This window comes from Sphingomonas sp. PSPC2-2, assembly GCF_049897725.1.
Classification (GTDB): Bacteria; Pseudomonadota; Alphaproteobacteria; order Sphingomonadales; family Sphingomonadaceae; genus Sphingomonas.
Genome location: NZ_JAFCWU010000021.1, coordinates 1 through 14,429 on the forward strand (window position 1 = coordinate 1; position 14,429 = coordinate 14,429).

The window sequence follows — 14,429 nt, forward strand, 5'->3', positions numbered from 1 at the left end:
CCAGTCCGGCAAAATACTCCATCGCTTTTCTCCTGCGCTTGACCGCAGGCGACCTCGTTCGCCGTTCGGTCTCCGCACACGATACTGCCGCTGGGCTCGCCTGCCCAATTACAGCGGCAATCCCTTCTGCTGCCTTTCTCCCGCGACTTGCCTCCTGCGACCTTCTGACCTGTCGCCCGTCATGCCCCGCCACGATGCCCTGCGACCGCTCATGGCGCGCGCCCGCCGGAAAGAGAGACGAAGAGCGGATGGACGAACGGCGTTGGTTGTGCGGAAACGGGATGCGGCAATGCGGGAGGCCTCCCAGTCGGCTGCACGCTGGCGGCAGCGGCGGTCACAGTCGAAGCTCCATCACTGCGCTCGATGAAGAGACCGGCGCTGCGCCAGGTGGTTGACGGCGCAAGCGGTGCCCCGCTCTCAGGCGCGATGCCCGGACTTGCCACCGTCGAGGCGATTCGATCGACATACGCGCGCGTTACGGCAGGCAATGCGCGAGCGCCCGACCGCCACTCGTTAACGCGGCCCGGACCGGCATTGTAAGCGGCAAGCGCGGTGGCGAGGTCGCCATAGCGATCGAGCATCTCGCGCAGATAGGCCGCACCGGCATTGATGTTGGCCCGGACATCATAAGGGTCTGATCCGAGCGCATAGCGCGCGGTCAGCGTCGCCCAGGTCGTCGGCATGATCTGCATGAGGCCCATCGCCCCGACCGGCGAAAGCGCACGCGGATCGCCGCGGCTTTCGGCCCGCATCACCGCCCAGATCCAGCCTTCGGGAAGGCCGAACCGGCGCGCAGCTTCGGCAACATGGGCTGCATAAGGATGCGCGGGCGCGATAGCTGGCGGTTCGTCACCCTGCGCGGCATCGACCGGAAACGAGGTGACGGTAATGGCGATCAATGTCGCCGCCAACATGAAGCGCACAGGGGCGCCGAACGCATTGACGCGCATCGGATCAGTCCTCCTGGGCACGGCGCTTCTGCCGCGACCAGAGCAGGAGATGCGCGTCCTTTTGGGTCCGGGACGGCAGGAGATTGGCGCGCAACGGGCGATCGAACGTCGGACAATCGACCTGCACGGTAATGAAGCTGCCGCCGCCTTCGCGCTCATGCGTCCAGCCCGAGCCGATTTCCGAACCGAGGGTATTGTCGTCGAGATGCACCCGCCAATCGGGCGCTTTCTCCGCGCCGGAATTGGCGATAGGCACGATGCGCAATGGCACGTCGAGCGTCAGCGTCTGGAGCCGGCCGACATAGGCGTCACCAACGAATTGAAAGCTGCCGATCTGCATAGGACACATCCTTGCTTGGGGTGGGAGAACCAGTCGGCGCGGTCAGGCCGCGCCAGCGAAGCGGCGCGTCTGGTGCATCGCGCGTAAGCATGGGGGTCGCGCGGCCGAGCAGACCGTTGACGGGCAGCGGTCCGAAATAGCGCCCGTCCATGCTGTCGGGCGCCGTGTTGAGGAGGAACAGCTCGCGCGGCCCGAGCACATGGCAGCCGCGCCAGACCGGTAACGGTCGGCCATGGCTGTCGTTGGTCCGGGCGATCGCCACCATGCGGTCGTCGACCGTCACACGCGCGCCGTGCCGGCAGATGCGGGCACCGGGATCGGCGGCGAGATGCTTCAGAAGCGGCACGCCCAAGGGCAGATAGCGCCGCTCGGCCATGAAGCGCGCGAGGTTCGGCGGCGGCATCACGGCGACCATGTCGCCAAGCCCCGGCCGGTCGACCGCAGTGAGCCTGTAGAGGCCAATAGGTGCGCTGGCGGTCGCGTTCCACAAGAGGCGGGGATGCGGCGCAAGCAGCGCGACGGCGACGAACAGGCCGGCGAATAGCTCAGCGAGCAGTGCCGTCACGATGACATAACCGAGCCGGCTCATCCTTCGATCGCCTTGCGCTTGAGCCAGGCGGCGTGACGCTCGGCGGTATAGAGCCGTGGCGGCTCGCCTGCACTCAGCCGGTTGTGAACATGGCGCCAATGGTCGGGCGCGGCATCGCACGGATCGACACCGGCGGCGTCCACCGCATCGATCGCGGCGAGCACGGCGCGGACCTTGGCCCAGCCCTGGATCGACAGATAAAGTTCGCCGCCGGGGCGCACGAACGGCGCGGTCGTATAGGCTTCGTGCGCGCCGACCGCGCGCAGGATGTCGATGCGGGAATGGATCGTGCCAAAGTCGTTGGATGCCCAGCGAATGAGCGCGAAGATGGCGTTCGGCCGGAAAGAGACGATGCGCGTCTTGCGGCTGACGATGCGCTCGCCAGCGATCCGGCCGAAGCGTATCCAGTGTTCGAGCCGCTTCTCGATCCAGATGAGTTCGACCTCGGTCATGGCGCCACGCAGCGGCGGGACGGCGTTCGCGCTGACGCGCTCCCCGGGATACGGACGGTTCATGACACTGCTCCGGGAAGAGGATCGGGCGCGGGCGATGCGCTGGTGAAGGGAAGCGTGGCGGCGATGCGCGCTTCGGCGAGTGCCGCCATCGCGGCATCGATCTCGCAGCCGACATAGCGGCGGCCGGTCGCGCGCGCGGCTTCGCCGACGGCGCCCGATCCGGCGAACCAGTCGCCGACCAGCCCCTTCGGCGGGCAGCTCGCGCGCAGGAGTATCTCGATCAGTCCGACCGGCTTTTCGGTCGGGTGGATCGCGCGGCCGTGGCAGTTGCGCGCATAGATGACGGACCGCATCAGGCGCGGACCACCATCTTCGCTGACATAGTGGCCGCGCTCGATATGCCCGGTATGCGGCGGGCGTACCTTGCGCCGGACGGTGCGCGCGGTCGCATCACTGGTGGTCTGGACGACGTTGTAGATGCCTGACCAGGGTGCGTCCGAACGATAGAATTGAACGGCAAGCTCGTGGACGCGCTTGAAGCGATCGGCGTGGAACGCGCTGCCGTTCTGCTTCTCCCAGACGATCTCCTGCGCATAGCGCAGGCCCGCCAAGCGAATTTCATCCGCCGCGCCCAGGAAGCTGCGCAGCGATCCAAACACCCAGATCGAACCGGATTGGGTGAGCGCATTGCACGCCAGGCTGAGCCAGCCTTCGACACGGCGGTCCCAACCCAGCGACGTGTCGCCATAGGGCGGATCGCCGAAAATCATGTCGAACGGGCCGTGATCCGGCATGACGGTGCGGCAGTCGCCGACAAGTATCGTCATTCCGCACCGCCAAGCCGCATGGCGGCATCCCGGCGGCGTGGCCGTAGCCAATGGCGGGCGGCGCCATTATCCACGGCGGCGCGGCGCGTTAGCAGGAATCCGAAGGATTCTTCTCTATTAGCACCGTTAGAGGGGCGCCAATTTCGCGCGGATTTCTGCGGGTTTCCGGCCCGCGCCGGTTCCCGATAGGACGACTCCGCAGTTCCCGATAGGACGAGTCGGCGGGTTCCTGATAGGACGACCATCATCGCTGCTTATCCATAGCGCGGGAGCTTGAGACGGCGCATCGCTGCGTCCATCGGATCGATCGGAAGCGGCGCGAAGCTAAGCCGCTCGCGGCCGAAACTATGTTCGATCGCGAGCGTGTAGCCGGGCAGCGGCTGCCGGCGCACGATCGCGCGCAGCTCGAAAGCGAAGCGCTTCAACGGTGAGAGCGCGCCCGACTTGAGATGGAGATGCTTGACATCGAAGCTCCAGCCGCCGGACTGGCGTCCGCCATGCTTGCGAACAACACGGTACAACCAGCGTTCGAGGCCGCCGGTCAGGTCGAAATAGGCACGGTCGATCGTCAGCACGAGGGCGCGATCGAGGACGCCGGCGTAGAACCAGTCGGGCAGAATCAACTCGATGCCGAGCGGACGGCCGCTCGCGTCGAGGCGCTCCTGCCACTCGTTGATCCATGAGAAGCGGTGACGCCGACGCTGGTGCTGCTGCCGGATCGAGGTCGCAACGGTGGTCGACTGGAGACGGTCAAGCGCCGCCTTCAGGCGATCATAATTGTCGCGCCCGGTGCCACGGCCGACATAACTCAGGATTTCATGCGGTGTCGTCGCCATCAGCCGCGAAGTCGGATGCCCGGCATCGCGGGCCTCCACGATCTGGCTGGTTGCCCAGATCAGCACATCGGCATCCCAGATCGTCGCCATGCCATGTTCGGGCACCGCTTCGACCGAGATACACGTCTCTCCCATGCGAAAATCGATAGGGGTGACGCGCTTCGACTTGGCGAGGCTGAAGAACGGCCATGTCATCAGGTCCTGCGCATCGCGCGGCGCGAGATCGCCCGGCACCGACCGGAACAGGTCGAGCTGGGCGCGTTCGCCGATCCCAAGGGATGCGTTGCGCGGCACCGTCATCAGCCCTCCGCCGGACGGCGCCGGGCGGGATGGACGGTGCCGGCACCGGTATCGGATGTCGAGCGGCGCGTGCCGAGCGCGGCCCAGCTCTCAAGATCGTCGATCGCATAGACCACCCGCCCGCCAAGCCGACGATAGACCGGGCCGGTGCCATAGCAGCGATGCTTTTCGAGGGTACGCGGGCTGAGACCGAGATGGGTCGCAGCATCGGGTGTCTTGAGATAGCGCGGGCGCTGCGCGGATGCGTCTGGCTGCATGATCGTCCTCCTTGGATGCGCCGGCCGGCATGGGCCGGTGCGGAACCACGGGGCGGACATTGGAGAAGAAGGGCCGGCGCCCCGGAGCGGCTATTTCACGCCGCTGACTTTTGTCGCCCCCCGACGACACCGCGGAGCAGCGCGCGATAGCCACCGTGCATGAGGGCAAGCGCCTCGTTGATCAGGCGCTGGGTGCGGCGGCGTTCGGTCGAGGATTTCCATTCCATGCCGCGCCCGATCGTCATGCCGGGATAGATCAGGCGCCTTGCGATCTCGTGCGACGTCGGTCTGGGCGCGGATGGGGGAGTCAGGAGCATATCGAGTATGTCGAGCAGGAGGTCGAGGCGTCGCCGCTGAAATGCCGTCGGCCGGAACGCGCCGTTGCGGCGCGAGGGCGGCGCGCCGGCGAGGCGCCGATCGAGCCGCCAGGCGGCACGGCGGCGCGCCTCGATCGCCGGGTCGCGCACGATCACATAAGCGAGCGGCTGGCCGGGGGGCGTATCGCGCAGCCAGAGGTGATGTGGACCATCGATGTCGCCGAGAACGACATGGCGACCATCGGACAATGTACGATCAGCGAGGATGATGGGCCAGTCGCCGATGTCGAATGGCGGCGCGTCGGCGATGTCGGGCGGCGCGGCGTCGAGGATGACGGTCGCGGGCGAGATTGATGGCGGCCAAAGCGCCGGTTCACTGGCCGGAAGCGCATCCGGTGCGCATGGAAAAGCAAAGCCCCCATCGACGGGCCATCACCTCCTGCTCGGCCGTGGGCATGCCGCGCGCGTTATTGCGCGAGATCGCCTGATAGTCCTTGCGATAGGCGGGGTTGCGGCGGAGGAATTCCTGTGCGAATCCCGCGAAATCGAGATTGCGCCGCGTCGCGCCGTTTCCCCTGCGTTCTCCGGTCATCGCCAGGCCCTTCGAGGTGGGGGGCACAGCTTGGATGCGGGGATCGAGCGGGAACATTCCAAGTTCTAGAGGAGCTTATCCCCAGAAATTGGGAGGCCGCCCGGCGCGAACGCCGGGCGGCTCGTGGCGGGGTCAGGTCTTGCTGCGGCGCTGCGGCCGGGTCCAGACCAGATCGAAGGTGCCCTCGGGTTTCTCGAAGAGCTGCGCGAAGATCGGAGCGACGAAGCTGGGATCGTCGAGCTTGACCGAGAGGTAGGGACGATCGTCGTTCGTCCGCTTGGTCCAGGCGGCGCCGACTTCCGATTCGCCGAGAAGGACGCGGTGGCTCGGCGCATTGCCGGTCACATTGTCCAGGGGAACGATCCGAACCGCTTTGGCGTGGAGCGCGAGGGTGAAGATTTCGCCGCGAAGCTCGCCGGAGATTTTCTTGAAGCTGCCAATCTTGCTCATGTCCTTGTCCTTTCCATGTCTCGGGCCGCGCCCTTGCGGCCTCGATGCGCATGGGAAGTCAGCGGGCGGTCGACGCCGCAGCCATCGGCCCGCAGCGTCAGCGGAGGACGGCGGAAAACGGACTTTCTTGTCTCGCGAGGAACGGCGGCACGCCGGGGGAAGAAAGTTCGGGAGCAGCCGTTGCGGCAAGTCGACCGAGCGATAGCGGCCTGCTGACAGATGCGCGGTATCGAGGGGCCGTGAGGGTGTGGCGCGAATATGGAAATGAGACCGGGCGGCGATGGCCGTGACAAGAAACCTTGCGAGGCCCGCGGAACATCATTCGATGGGCTTGCCAATGTGTTCCGTTTTTGTTCTCATGGGCGCATGACGCTCGATTCGATTGCCACCGCCATCCTCTCCGCGCCGGGCTGGGCTCGGGTCGGCCTGACCATGCGCGATGAACAGATGCGGGAACGTGCTGCCGACACGATTGCGGCCACAATCCTCGACCGACTTGAGAAGATCGAGGTGCCGGTGGACCGCGATCAACTGGCTTGGCCGTTCTGATGCCGCAAAGGGCCAGTACCCGCCCGCGCCGATCTGCCGGATCGAACGGACGGGCGCCGCTGGCACGACCTAACTGGTATGGGAACGGTCTAGCCGGCAGCGCCGTCCCTGACGCCTCGATCGGCGTCGCGGGCTGACTCTGCCACTGATGTTTGTGCCGAGCCGAGCTGCGACCATGCCATGCAGGCGATGATGCACGCCCCGACCACACTCATGACGGTGAGCGCCATCCCCGTGCCCAATGCGAGTCCGACGATACCGTGGATGGCTTGATATCCTGCAAAGCCGGCGGGCAGAACGAATAGCAACGCGATAACGAGGCGCACGGTCGGCGACTGCGTCAGGTCGAAGAGAAGCCGGCCGGCGCTCAGGGTCAAGACGCCCGCGAGGAAGCCGCCAAGGATCGAAACGATAAAGTCCTGACCATGGTTATGGAGCCAGAATCCGGCGGCGAGGCCGACATAGAGCGGTAGCGCATGGACCGCGAGAGTGATCGCGAGCCAGAAGATATAGAGCCCGGCGAACAGGCCGAGCACAAGCAGGATGGTCATGTGCGTCCTCCATGCAACATGGATCTCGGACGCGCCCTCCACCACCTCCACAGCGCGATCTGCATGAAGAGGATAGCAGGCGAGTCCATCTGGGGAAATGGCCAAAGCGGGGCCTGTCGGTCTTGGGGTGACTGAGTTTCGATCAGGCCCATGGGTCGTACTCACGAACCACCTGGTCCGGATTGCCGTCGAACTCGTCGCTCGGCATCGCGATATAGCCTCGGTCGGTCTTGATCAGGACGATGACGATCATCAGCGTCCTGGCGAGGCTCCAGGCGAACGACTGTGCGGTGGTCAGCGGCATGATGAACGGCTCCTGTCGGGGAGCGGAGACCATCCCCGCTCGACAGGCGCCCCGCCGGCCGGGGACAGGTCGCAATCACCGCGCGATGCGCGGCCGCACGCCTTGGCGTAGCGGACCCTTTACGGGTTGATTGAAGGAGACCTGGCTTCGCGCCCAGGGATTAGCGCCAGCCGAGCGGGGATGGGCTTCGCGCCGAACGTGTGCCGCCATGCCGCGCCGCACAGTCGTTCGCCTGGAACCTCGCCGCTCGTGAAGGTTGCGGCTGGTTGGCCCATCCCAGCGCTACCGCGAAGTGAAATGGTCATCGTCCGGCCGGACTGAGACGAACTGACCGCGCTTGCAAAGTCGCGCGCGTGCGCCATTCTCGCGGCATGAGCATCGAACTCGCCAAGGAACTCTGCCATACGGGCAGATCACATGCAGCGGCGTCTTGCCTATTATATAGAGCCACAGTTGAGCATGCAGTCGTTGAGGGTATCGAGGATACCGCATCTCACGCCTTCAACGGGCCAAACTCGCTGTCGATTCAGTATCTGCTTGGTCTTGGCCTGGAACTGATGTTGAAATCGGCGATCGTCGCCTGCGACCCCGACGTCGATGCCAAATATCTTCAGAACAAAGTCGGCCACGATCTGGTCGGGGCGCTCGACGAGGCCGAGAAGCGTGGATTCGTATCGGAAGCCCCTAATTTGCGCGAAATCCTGGAGGTATTGCGAGCGCCCTATAAGCAGCACTGGTTTCGGTACGAGAGACCCGAGCAGTTTCAATTGCCAGCAGACTTCGACCAGATCGTGGAAGCGCTGACGGTCCTCGAAGAGGCGCTGCAGGCAAAGCTCGCGCTTGCTGGGGCGGCAGAGGCCTAGCTCATGGATGCTCAAAGGGAATGTCGCTCCCGGGCGCTTGATGCCCGAGGGCGACTGGCATCGGTCATGCCCGGCGGCGAGAACGTGGTAATGCGGCCCCGCTCGAAGGCGGGGCCGCAGCCAGCGGCTCAGGCGGGCGGGTTCCAGATGATGACCTTCTTCTTCGGGTCATCGCCCGGCGCGTTGGCGACGTTGCCGTAGATCGTCCCGAACTCGGGAGCCGAGAGCGAAACCGAGATATATTCGTTGCCCTTCTCCGAGACCTTGATCCAGCCGGCGCCGAGCTCGAAGCCGTTCTTGCGGCTGATGATGCGGTAATCCGGCGCCAGGTCGTGCGACTTGCGCACGTTGGGGACCAGGGCGATCGGCGCGGTGACGACGAGGGTCGCGAGCGTGCCTTCCAGGGTGTTGTCGGCCTTGACGGTGAGGTTTGCGATCGTGACAGCCATTTTCAGAACTCCTTCGGTTGCTCGGGGACCATCCCCGATGGCGCCTACCGAAGGGGCCGGAAGCCGACGTCACCGAAGCGTAGCGCAGGGGAACCCCCTTGCGGGGTTGACGGCACGAGGCGAGCGAGCCCCGCAGACAGGCGACAAGGAGGGGGTGGTCCAAAGCGGCTGAGGTAGTGCTTGTGGCTTCGATCGGACCTGGAAAGGCCACGGCTACATGGTCATGCTTCGACTAGCGTCGTCGCTCCGGGACGACCTGCGCCCAACCGCGCGCGCGGGACTCGCCCCGGTTCGCGCACATCACGCCGAGAGCAGGATAGCGATCTGCCGGAGAAAATCGGCTCGTAGCAGGGTAGCGTTGGCGCCGAAATGCGCTTCGCGATGGTGGTTGGGACACAGGCAAATGACGTTCGCCAGCGTGTCGGGGCCATCTTCGTAAAGAGGCACGATATGGTGCGTTTCGAGATAGATCGCGCCGTCTGCCCGCAGGAAGCCGGGGACGCCGCAATATTCGCAACAGCCGCCAGCCCGCATCAGCGCTGCTTCGCGAATCCTGGAATCGCGAACATAGACAAGGCCGGACTGTTCACGACGGCGGACAGCTAGATCCTCCGGAGCGGAAGGCCCGAACTGGTCGACGAAGCGCGGGCCTGCTGTCCCACGTGCCAAGACATGTGCGCCCGTCGCGCCGTCATAGGCGATCAACGTCCAGGGCTCAGGATCAAGCGCGCGTTCGGTCACCTTCGAGGCTTTGGCATCGGGGTCATCGCGCCCGCGGCGGATGCCGGCGTTGAGGATCACGCGGATCGCGAGATTGTCGCGGCGCGCAAGCTGGAGTGCCTGGTCGAGTTTTTCGGCTCGGCGGCCCCAGGGATTGCCACATCCACGCTCGAATTGAATTCGCGCGTCCTCCCGGAAATTGCCCCGATGGACGATGCGGCCATCGGGCTCCTGATCGAGAACGACGTGCCAGAGATTGAGCACGATGGCGTTGCTCGGCTCGACGAATACCCACTCGTAGCAGTATTTGGGATTGGTGCGTGCGCCGGCCGCGCCGCGTTTGCTGTTGGACCAGTCGGAGACGTCTAGGCCCGCATCGCGCACGAGGTCATGGACAAAATCCTTGCGCGTTGGCCGAAGGTCTTCGAGCGTGGGCATACTCGCCAATCTAGCGCCGACTTCTTAAAATGCCGGCATCACTCTCACACGGTTTTGCGTTGCATCGCCGCCTGACATTGCCAGAATGGCCGCATGAGCGTGCCGGAGCCCGAACCATTGCTGCGCATGAACCTTGCGCCCGACCTACCGCATTTCGGCAAGCATTTCGTCTATCATGGCCGGAGCGGCGTCCTGACATTCCGGATCGACGTCCAAGACCATACCCATGACGGACATGTACTGATTGGCGGTACGATCCTTCATGGGACGGAAAGCTATCCAACCGGCCATGTCGCGGACAGTGCGGGCAGGCAGCTCAGCGTCATTGTCACGGAAAGCGAATATATGCGCTTGTCGAATGACCCGCTGGGCTGAAACCGGGAGCCGCGCTGATCGGGGTCAGGACTGACCTCGGTCGCGGAAATCCCAGACCACGATGCCCATCTTGCGGGCCTTGTCCGCAAGATTATCCTGAATGCCCGTCCCGGAAAAGACGATTACCCCCTTTGGCACGACCGCCAGCATCGTGTCGTTGCGCTTGAATGGCGCGGCCCGAGAATGTTTGTCCCAGTCCGGTTTGTACGGGTCTTGCGGGACATTGTTGTCACGCGCCCAACAAGCGGCGATGCGCTCTCCGCCGGTCGGCGTTGCGCCGTGCATGAGGATCATGTCGGGATATTGCGCGAGCGCCTTGTTCAGCACGTCGTAGATCAGCCGGTGATCGTTGAAGTGTGGGCCGGCGCTGACAGCGATGCGCGTGCCGTCGGGGTTAAGGACGCGGGCATCCTGATACGCGCGCTTGTTGATATGCTTGCGGCTGTCGAGCACCGCCGACGTCAACGCCTTGCGGTTCACCATCGAGCCCGAACGGGGCAGCCAAGGCTTGCGGATATGGATGCGGAACTGGTCGGCGGCGACGTCGCGGAAGAACTCCATCGTGTCGCGGCGCTCGATCATCGTGATGCCTTCGGCAATCTTGCGTTCGAGATTGACCGAGTTGACCTCGCTGCCATCCTGTTCGCGCTGGAGCCGCTTCTGCTCGCGCTCATTGTCGTCCAACTCGCGCTCGATCCGCTCGCCCGCGCGCTGGAAGACGTTGACGATGCCCCAGAGCAAATCCGCCATATCGGGTTCGATCCTCGTGTCGATCAGACAGGCGACCAGGCCGTCGAACATATCGACGATGGCGCCGCTGGCCATGCGATCGTCGGGCAGCGGCCGGTGATCGGGTTCGTCGTCATAGGGCCGGTAGCCGTAGAGCTGCATCTCCTGGAGCAGATAGGCGGTTGAGCCGGGCTGCGGTTCTTGCGCGTCGTCGGGAAGATAGGGCTGGTCCGCCATGATGATCTCCGTGCCTGACAGCCGCGCCTCGCGCGGCCTTCGTGGCGACGGACAGCGGCGGGCGGAACAGGACTGCACCGCGTCCCCGAAGGGGCGCGGCCGGAGCGCAGCGGAGGATGGCGGGAGAAGGCTATTTTGCTTCGCGATGCAAAGGGCCGTCAGGCCCGGCGGAAAATAGCTGCGCGAACGCCATTGCCGTCCAGGGCCGTTTGCCGTCTGGTCGCCCTCTCCGAAGGCCGAGGCGCGGCGACTCCAAGGCCAGGGGGATGTGGCGAACCAGCCCGGCCAGCCCACGCGCCGTCACACCGCTATATCGTCTCTGATCTATACGGGCCGGAGAAAACGTCCGGCGTCCGGCGCGGCGAGCTGGACCCGAACACTAGCCGACAAGCGCTGGCGTCCAAGGATGCGCAGATCGTCGTTGAAGTCGCCCAGGCGGGATTCGAGCGGCACGACCTCGATGCCGAAAGGGGTCGCGCGCTCGGCCAGCGTCGCCAATGCCCCAGCGCCGGCAGGATCGTCGTCGCGCGCGACATAGAGCCGTTGCAGACCGGCCGGGAACAGGATGGCGGCGAGATGGGCGGCCGAGAGACCCGCGATCATCGGCATCGCTGGCATGACTTGGCGCAGCGACAACATGGTTTCGATGCCTTCGCCTGCGACCATGATCGGACCTGCCGGTCCGAACCTGACTCCATGCCCGAGAAGATGACCCATGGCACGACGGGGATAAGCGACCGGTGCCTTGTCGCATGTGGCGGGATCAAGCCAGGTGCGATGAACGCCGGTAACGGCGCCATCGAGGTCGGTGACCGCGGCTATCATCGCCGGCCATGCGGCACGAATGTCGGGCAAGTCGTCCTTGGATGGACGATAATAGCAATGCGGATGGAAGCTGAGCGCCTCGCAGCCGATGAGATCGACGAGACTGCGTCCGGCAAGGTATCGCTGGGCGATCGTGCCGACGATGGGCTTCGAGGCCGCCCGGAGCTTGCGAGCGGCCTCGGGCGATCCGGTCGGCGCCTTGGGCTCACGGCGGCCGGGTTCGTTTTCTGCGGGAGGCGGCATGGGCAGACTCAGGAAATGCCGGGCCTCGTCCAGCGTCTCGCGCAACGAGCAATGGGCGCAGGTCGCGGCGATGATGTCGAGCAAGTCGCCGTGATCGCCGTTCTGGGCGTCGGTCCATTTGCCGGCCTGGCCGCGCCCATCGGGAGACGCGACCAGGCGGACATAGAGGCTGCGCCCCGGCGTGTTGTGAGCATCGCCCACTAGCCAGTATCGCCCTTCGCGATGGCCATTGGATAGATAGCGGCGACACACCGCCTCTGCGTTGTCGGCGAGCGCGTGCGCGAGAGTGGTGACGGGGTTGTTCATGCGGGGCTCCTCAAGCGGCCTTGCGCCCGGCAATTCGCTCGACCGGAAACCGTTCGAGCAAGCGACCGAGCACGTCGGCGCCGACAGCCCCTGTCGGCACATAGAGCTTGAGTTTCCACGAGACGATTTCCGAGATCAAGCCCATCGCCTTCAATCGCTCGACGCCGAGGTCGTTGAAGCCGGCAAGTTCGATCCGCCAATCGTTCATGGCCCGGACGCGGCGGAGCGATTGACCTTCGGTGAGATGAAGGCTCACATCCCCAGCGAGCAGCATCGCGTGGGCGTCCGCGCCGGAGAACTGCGGCGGTCCGTCATCGTTGGTGACCGAAGCGACCCAGGCCGGCGAGACCTTCCGGCCGATGACCCGTTCCCCGGCATCGGTCTGAAGCCGATAGACCCGCGTCGACTCGTCCGGCAGGCGTTTCCAGATCGGCAGCAACAACCCCGAGACCATGTGCATGGTCGAGCGGTCATATTGCGGCAATTCGGCCAGCTCCGCGTTCCAGGCATCGGCAAACGCCGCGCGCTCCGCCGGCTCCCAATGGCTCGTCGGCAGCATCTCGGCCGGGACAACGGTATCGGAAAGCGGCCAGACGAGTCGCGCGCGCGGGCGCACACCGCCGTCATCGTCGGTGACGCTGCGTGCCCGTCGCTGGACGGCGGCGCGGCCGGTCTTGGCGTTGACCAGCATCTTGCCGCCGCGCTCGTCGACCATCGCCAGCGCCTCGTCCAGCGTCAGGACGCGCAGCCGATCCTGGCGCTCGATCGTCAGCAAGAGAGTCTCGGCGCCGGTGCCGGGATGGGTGTAGATCGTCCGGCGATCGATCACCTCGAAATGCTCGGCATGGAGCGTTTCCAGTCCCAGCTCATAGGTGCCATTCGCGATCGCGCTCTCGATGCGCGCCAGGAGCAGCCCCTCGAAAGCGTCGAACAGGATGTCCTGCCGTGCGATGGTCAGCGCCAACATGCGGTTGAGGAACGTGCTGATGCCCGGCAATTCGTCCCGTAAACCACCTTCACGATCGAGCAGCGACAGACCCGTCGCGTCCTCGAACTCACTGAGGGAGCAGCCTTCGACCTTGCCCCGCGCGAGCAGCCGGTAGAGCTGGTTGAGCGCGTCGTGGGCATACCAGGATTCCAGATTGTCTTCGGGACGGAACATATTCTGCCCGCCAGTCTGGCGCTGGCCGCGCGTGATCGCGCCCAGCGAGTCCAGGCGCTTTGCGATCGTCGAGATGAATCGCTTCTGTCCCTTCACATTCGTCGACACCGGACGATAGCGCGGCGGCTGCCTCTGGTTCGTGCGATGGTCGCGGCCGAAGCCCTGGATGGCGGCATCGGCCTTCCAGCCCATTTCGAGGCCATAGTGGATGCGCAGGCGTTGATTCCTCGCGCCAAGATCGGCATGATAGCTCCGCCCGGTGCCACCCGCTTCGCTGAACACGAGGATGCCCTTCAGGTCGTCCATGAACGCCTGCGTCTCGGCGAGGTTGGCCGATCCCGGCCGGTTCTCGACGGCGAAGCGAACATCGCCGCCAGATCCGACATGCTTGACGATGCGGCGCGAACGGCCCGTCACTTCGGCAACGCTCTCCGTTCCGAAGTGATGGATGACCTGGTCGAGCGCGCCCGGCACCGGCGGCAGCGCGGCGAGCCGTTCGATCATGGCCTCGCGGCGACGCACGGCCTCGCGATTGACGACGGGATTCCCCTGGTCATCGCGCACCGGGCGCGAGAACATATTGCCTTCGCCATCGGTGTATGGCTCGTAGAGCTGCACCGGGAAACTGTGCTCGAGATAGTCCAGCACATATTCTTTGCAGTCGCAGTTTATGTCGAGCGTGGCGGCGAGAGACGCAGGTTTCCTTCGGTTTTCCATGATTTCACTCCAGATAATATGCGGGTTAGAGGGAGTGTTCGAAGACGG

20 protein-coding genes and 1 pseudogene are annotated in these 14,429 nt (G+C 65.0%); 3 read left to right on the forward strand and 18 right to left on the reverse strand.

The genetic code is table 11. From position 1 onward, the window contains the following. Nucleotides 1-209: 209 nt before the first annotated feature. The 11 genes and pseudogenes from ACP7BY_RS20570 to ACP7BY_RS20620 all read right to left on the reverse strand — a co-directional run bounded on the left by ACP7BY_RS20570 (nucleotide 210) and on the right by ACP7BY_RS20620 (nucleotide 5,913). The gene (locus ACP7BY_RS20570) at nucleotides 210-950 is read right to left on the reverse strand and encodes a lytic transglycosylase domain-containing protein (RefSeq protein ID WP_137903177.1); all 741 of its coding nucleotides are present in this window, start codon (nucleotides 948-950) and stop codon (nucleotides 210-212) included. A gap of 4 nt (nucleotides 951-954) precedes the next feature. Further along, entirely contained in the window at nucleotides 955-1,290 is a 336-nt protein-coding gene (locus tag ACP7BY_RS20575; RefSeq protein ID WP_033966653.1) for a DUF736 domain-containing protein, read from the reverse strand. Then, nucleotides 1,259-1,879, reverse strand: coding sequence for a S26 family signal peptidase (locus tag ACP7BY_RS20580; RefSeq protein WP_137903176.1), 621 nt, complete (start codon nucleotides 1,877-1,879; stop codon nucleotides 1,259-1,261). Before ACP7BY_RS20580 ends, ACP7BY_RS20575 begins: the two co-directional genes overlap by 32 nt. Further along, complete coding sequence (locus ACP7BY_RS20585; protein ID WP_033966648.1) at nucleotides 1,876-2,394, reverse strand: DUF2840 domain-containing protein; 519 nt, start codon at nucleotides 2,392-2,394, stop codon at nucleotides 1,876-1,878. Before ACP7BY_RS20585 ends, ACP7BY_RS20580 begins: the two co-directional genes overlap by 4 nt. Beyond that, nucleotides 2,391-3,161, reverse strand: coding sequence for a DNA-methyltransferase (locus ACP7BY_RS20590; RefSeq protein WP_137903175.1), 771 nt, complete (start codon nucleotides 3,159-3,161; stop codon nucleotides 2,391-2,393). The genes ACP7BY_RS20585 and ACP7BY_RS20590 overlap by 4 nt, the downstream gene beginning before the upstream one ends. A 254-nt stretch (nucleotides 3,162-3,415) precedes the next feature. Further along, on the reverse strand, nucleotides 3,416-4,297 hold the full coding sequence (locus tag ACP7BY_RS20595; RefSeq protein ID WP_033966646.1) for a replication initiator protein A: 882 nt from the start codon (nucleotides 4,295-4,297) through the stop codon (nucleotides 3,416-3,418). Further along, nucleotides 4,297-4,554 carry a helix-turn-helix transcriptional regulator gene (locus ACP7BY_RS20600; RefSeq protein ID WP_033966645.1) on the reverse strand — a complete coding sequence of 86 codons (258 nt, stop codon included), beginning with the start codon at nucleotides 4,552-4,554 and terminating at the stop codon, nucleotides 4,297-4,299. Before ACP7BY_RS20600 ends, ACP7BY_RS20595 begins: the two co-directional genes overlap by 1 nt. Before the next feature lie 95 nt (nucleotides 4,555-4,649). Beyond that, nucleotides 4,650-5,027, reverse strand: a complete 378-nt coding sequence (locus ACP7BY_RS20605) for a DNA -binding domain-containing protein (protein ID WP_426288344.1) — start codon at nucleotides 5,025-5,027, stop codon at nucleotides 4,650-4,652. 63 nt (nucleotides 5,028-5,090) lie between these two features. Next, nucleotides 5,091-5,222, reverse strand: a pseudogene (locus tag ACP7BY_RS20610) (DUF2285 domain-containing protein); the annotation flags it as partial. A 22-nt stretch (nucleotides 5,223-5,244) separates the two neighbouring features. Next, complete coding sequence (locus ACP7BY_RS20615) at nucleotides 5,245-5,520, reverse strand: transcriptional regulator domain-containing protein (protein WP_033966144.1); 276 nt, start codon at nucleotides 5,518-5,520, stop codon at nucleotides 5,245-5,247. 75 nt (nucleotides 5,521-5,595) lie between these two features. After that, nucleotides 5,596-5,913: a DUF736 domain-containing protein gene (locus ACP7BY_RS20620; RefSeq protein ID WP_033966143.1), complete on the reverse strand. Its 318-nt coding sequence runs from the start codon at nucleotides 5,911-5,913 to the stop codon at nucleotides 5,596-5,598. Nucleotides 5,914-6,279: 366 nt separating this feature from the next. On the opposite strand from ACP7BY_RS20620, the gene ACP7BY_RS20625 reads away from it, so the two are divergent. Beyond that, on the forward strand, nucleotides 6,280-6,462 hold the full coding sequence (locus ACP7BY_RS20625) for a DUF6771 family protein (RefSeq protein WP_052192455.1): 183 nt from the start codon (nucleotides 6,280-6,282) through the stop codon (nucleotides 6,460-6,462). Between the two features lie 89 nt (nucleotides 6,463-6,551). Here the strand turns inward: ACP7BY_RS20625 and ACP7BY_RS20630 are convergent, their stop codons facing one another. Beyond that, entirely contained in the window at nucleotides 6,552-7,013 is a 462-nt protein-coding gene (locus ACP7BY_RS20630) for a hypothetical protein (RefSeq protein ID WP_033966146.1), read from the reverse strand. Between the two features lie 142 nt (nucleotides 7,014-7,155). Beyond that, nucleotides 7,156-7,317: a hypothetical protein gene (locus ACP7BY_RS20635; RefSeq protein ID WP_171010594.1), complete on the reverse strand. Its 162-nt coding sequence runs from the start codon at nucleotides 7,315-7,317 to the stop codon at nucleotides 7,156-7,158. A gap of 371 nt (nucleotides 7,318-7,688) precedes the next feature. On the opposite strand from ACP7BY_RS20635, the gene ACP7BY_RS20640 reads away from it, so the two are divergent. Beyond that, a complete protein-coding gene (locus tag ACP7BY_RS20640) occupies nucleotides 7,689-8,180 on the forward strand; it encodes a hypothetical protein (protein WP_137903172.1) in 492 nt (163 codons plus the stop codon). Nucleotides 8,181-8,308: 128 nt separating this feature from the next. Here ACP7BY_RS20640 and ACP7BY_RS20645 read toward each other — a convergent pair whose 3' ends face one another. After that, complete coding sequence (locus ACP7BY_RS20645) at nucleotides 8,309-8,629, reverse strand: DUF736 domain-containing protein (RefSeq protein ID WP_033966141.1); 321 nt, start codon at nucleotides 8,627-8,629, stop codon at nucleotides 8,309-8,311. A 300-nt stretch (nucleotides 8,630-8,929) separates the two neighbouring features. Further along, nucleotides 8,930-9,787, reverse strand: a complete 858-nt coding sequence (locus ACP7BY_RS20650; protein ID WP_137903171.1) for an HNH endonuclease — start codon at nucleotides 9,785-9,787, stop codon at nucleotides 8,930-8,932. 93 nt (nucleotides 9,788-9,880) lie between these two features. Here ACP7BY_RS20650 and ACP7BY_RS20655 point away from each other — a divergent pair, with 93 nt between their 5' ends. Then, on the forward strand, nucleotides 9,881-10,162 hold the full coding sequence (locus tag ACP7BY_RS20655) for a hypothetical protein (RefSeq protein WP_137903170.1): 282 nt from the start codon (nucleotides 9,881-9,883) through the stop codon (nucleotides 10,160-10,162). Between the two features lie 24 nt (nucleotides 10,163-10,186). Here ACP7BY_RS20655 and ACP7BY_RS20660 read toward each other — a convergent pair whose 3' ends face one another. The 3 genes from ACP7BY_RS20660 to ACP7BY_RS20670 form a co-directional block, all read right to left on the reverse strand. Further along, on the reverse strand, nucleotides 10,187-11,128 hold the full coding sequence (locus ACP7BY_RS20660) for a DUF2493 domain-containing protein (RefSeq protein ID WP_137903186.1): 942 nt from the start codon (nucleotides 11,126-11,128) through the stop codon (nucleotides 10,187-10,189). Between the two features lie 324 nt (nucleotides 11,129-11,452). Continuing rightward, nucleotides 11,453-12,502, reverse strand: a complete 1,050-nt coding sequence (locus ACP7BY_RS20665; RefSeq protein WP_033966137.1) for a DUF7146 domain-containing protein — start codon at nucleotides 12,500-12,502, stop codon at nucleotides 11,453-11,455. Between the two features lie 10 nt (nucleotides 12,503-12,512). Then, nucleotides 12,513-14,429, reverse strand: a 1,917-nt coding sequence (locus ACP7BY_RS20670) for a strawberry notch C-terminal domain-containing protein (RefSeq protein WP_426288346.1), incomplete at its 5' end; no start/stop codon positions are given.

Bases quoted from the DNA above. Each gene is read 5' to 3' on its own strand.
- ACP7BY_RS20570 (WP_137903177.1), bottom strand. From the start codon at position 950: ATGCGCGTCAATGCGTTCGGCGCCCCTGTGCGCTTCATGTTGGCGGCG.
- ACP7BY_RS20575 (WP_033966653.1), bottom strand. From the start codon at position 1,290: ATGCAGATCGGCAGCTTTCAATTCGTTGGTGACGCCTATGTCGGCCGG.
- ACP7BY_RS20580 (WP_137903176.1), bottom strand. From the start codon at position 1,879: ATGAGCCGGCTCGGTTATGTCATCGTGACGGCACTGCTCGCTGAGCTA.
- ACP7BY_RS20585 (WP_033966648.1), bottom strand. From the start codon at position 2,394: ATGAACCGTCCGTATCCCGGGGAGCGCGTCAGCGCGAACGCCGTCCCG.
- ACP7BY_RS20590 (WP_137903175.1), bottom strand. From the start codon at position 3,161: ATGACGATACTTGTCGGCGACTGCCGCACCGTCATGCCGGATCACGGC.
- ACP7BY_RS20595 (WP_033966646.1), bottom strand. From the start codon at position 4,297: ATGACGGTGCCGCGCAACGCATCCCTTGGGATCGGCGAACGCGCCCAG.
- ACP7BY_RS20600 (WP_033966645.1), bottom strand. From the start codon at position 4,554: ATGCAGCCAGACGCATCCGCGCAGCGCCCGCGCTATCTCAAGACACCC.
- ACP7BY_RS20615 (WP_033966144.1), bottom strand. From the start codon at position 5,520: ATGTTCCCGCTCGATCCCCGCATCCAAGCTGTGCCCCCCACCTCGAAG.
- ACP7BY_RS20620 (WP_033966143.1), bottom strand. From the start codon at position 5,913: ATGAGCAAGATTGGCAGCTTCAAGAAAATCTCCGGCGAGCTTCGCGGC.
- ACP7BY_RS20625 (WP_052192455.1), top strand. From the start codon at position 6,280: ATGACGCTCGATTCGATTGCCACCGCCATCCTCTCCGCGCCGGGCTGG.
- ACP7BY_RS20630 (WP_033966146.1), bottom strand. From the start codon at position 7,013: ATGACCATCCTGCTTGTGCTCGGCCTGTTCGCCGGGCTCTATATCTTC.
- ACP7BY_RS20635 (WP_171010594.1), bottom strand. From the start codon at position 7,317: ATGCCGCTGACCACCGCACAGTCGTTCGCCTGGAGCCTCGCCAGGACG.
- ACP7BY_RS20640 (WP_137903172.1), top strand. From the start codon at position 7,689: ATGAGCATCGAACTCGCCAAGGAACTCTGCCATACGGGCAGATCACAT.
- ACP7BY_RS20645 (WP_033966141.1), bottom strand. From the start codon at position 8,629: ATGGCTGTCACGATCGCAAACCTCACCGTCAAGGCCGACAACACCCTG.
- ACP7BY_RS20650 (WP_137903171.1), bottom strand. From the start codon at position 9,787: ATGCCCACGCTCGAAGACCTTCGGCCAACGCGCAAGGATTTTGTCCAT.
- ACP7BY_RS20655 (WP_137903170.1), top strand. From the start codon at position 9,881: ATGAGCGTGCCGGAGCCCGAACCATTGCTGCGCATGAACCTTGCGCCC.
- ACP7BY_RS20660 (WP_137903186.1), bottom strand. From the start codon at position 11,128: ATGGCGGACCAGCCCTATCTTCCCGACGACGCGCAAGAACCGCAGCCC.
- ACP7BY_RS20665 (WP_033966137.1), bottom strand. From the start codon at position 12,502: ATGAACAACCCCGTCACCACTCTCGCGCACGCGCTCGCCGACAACGCA.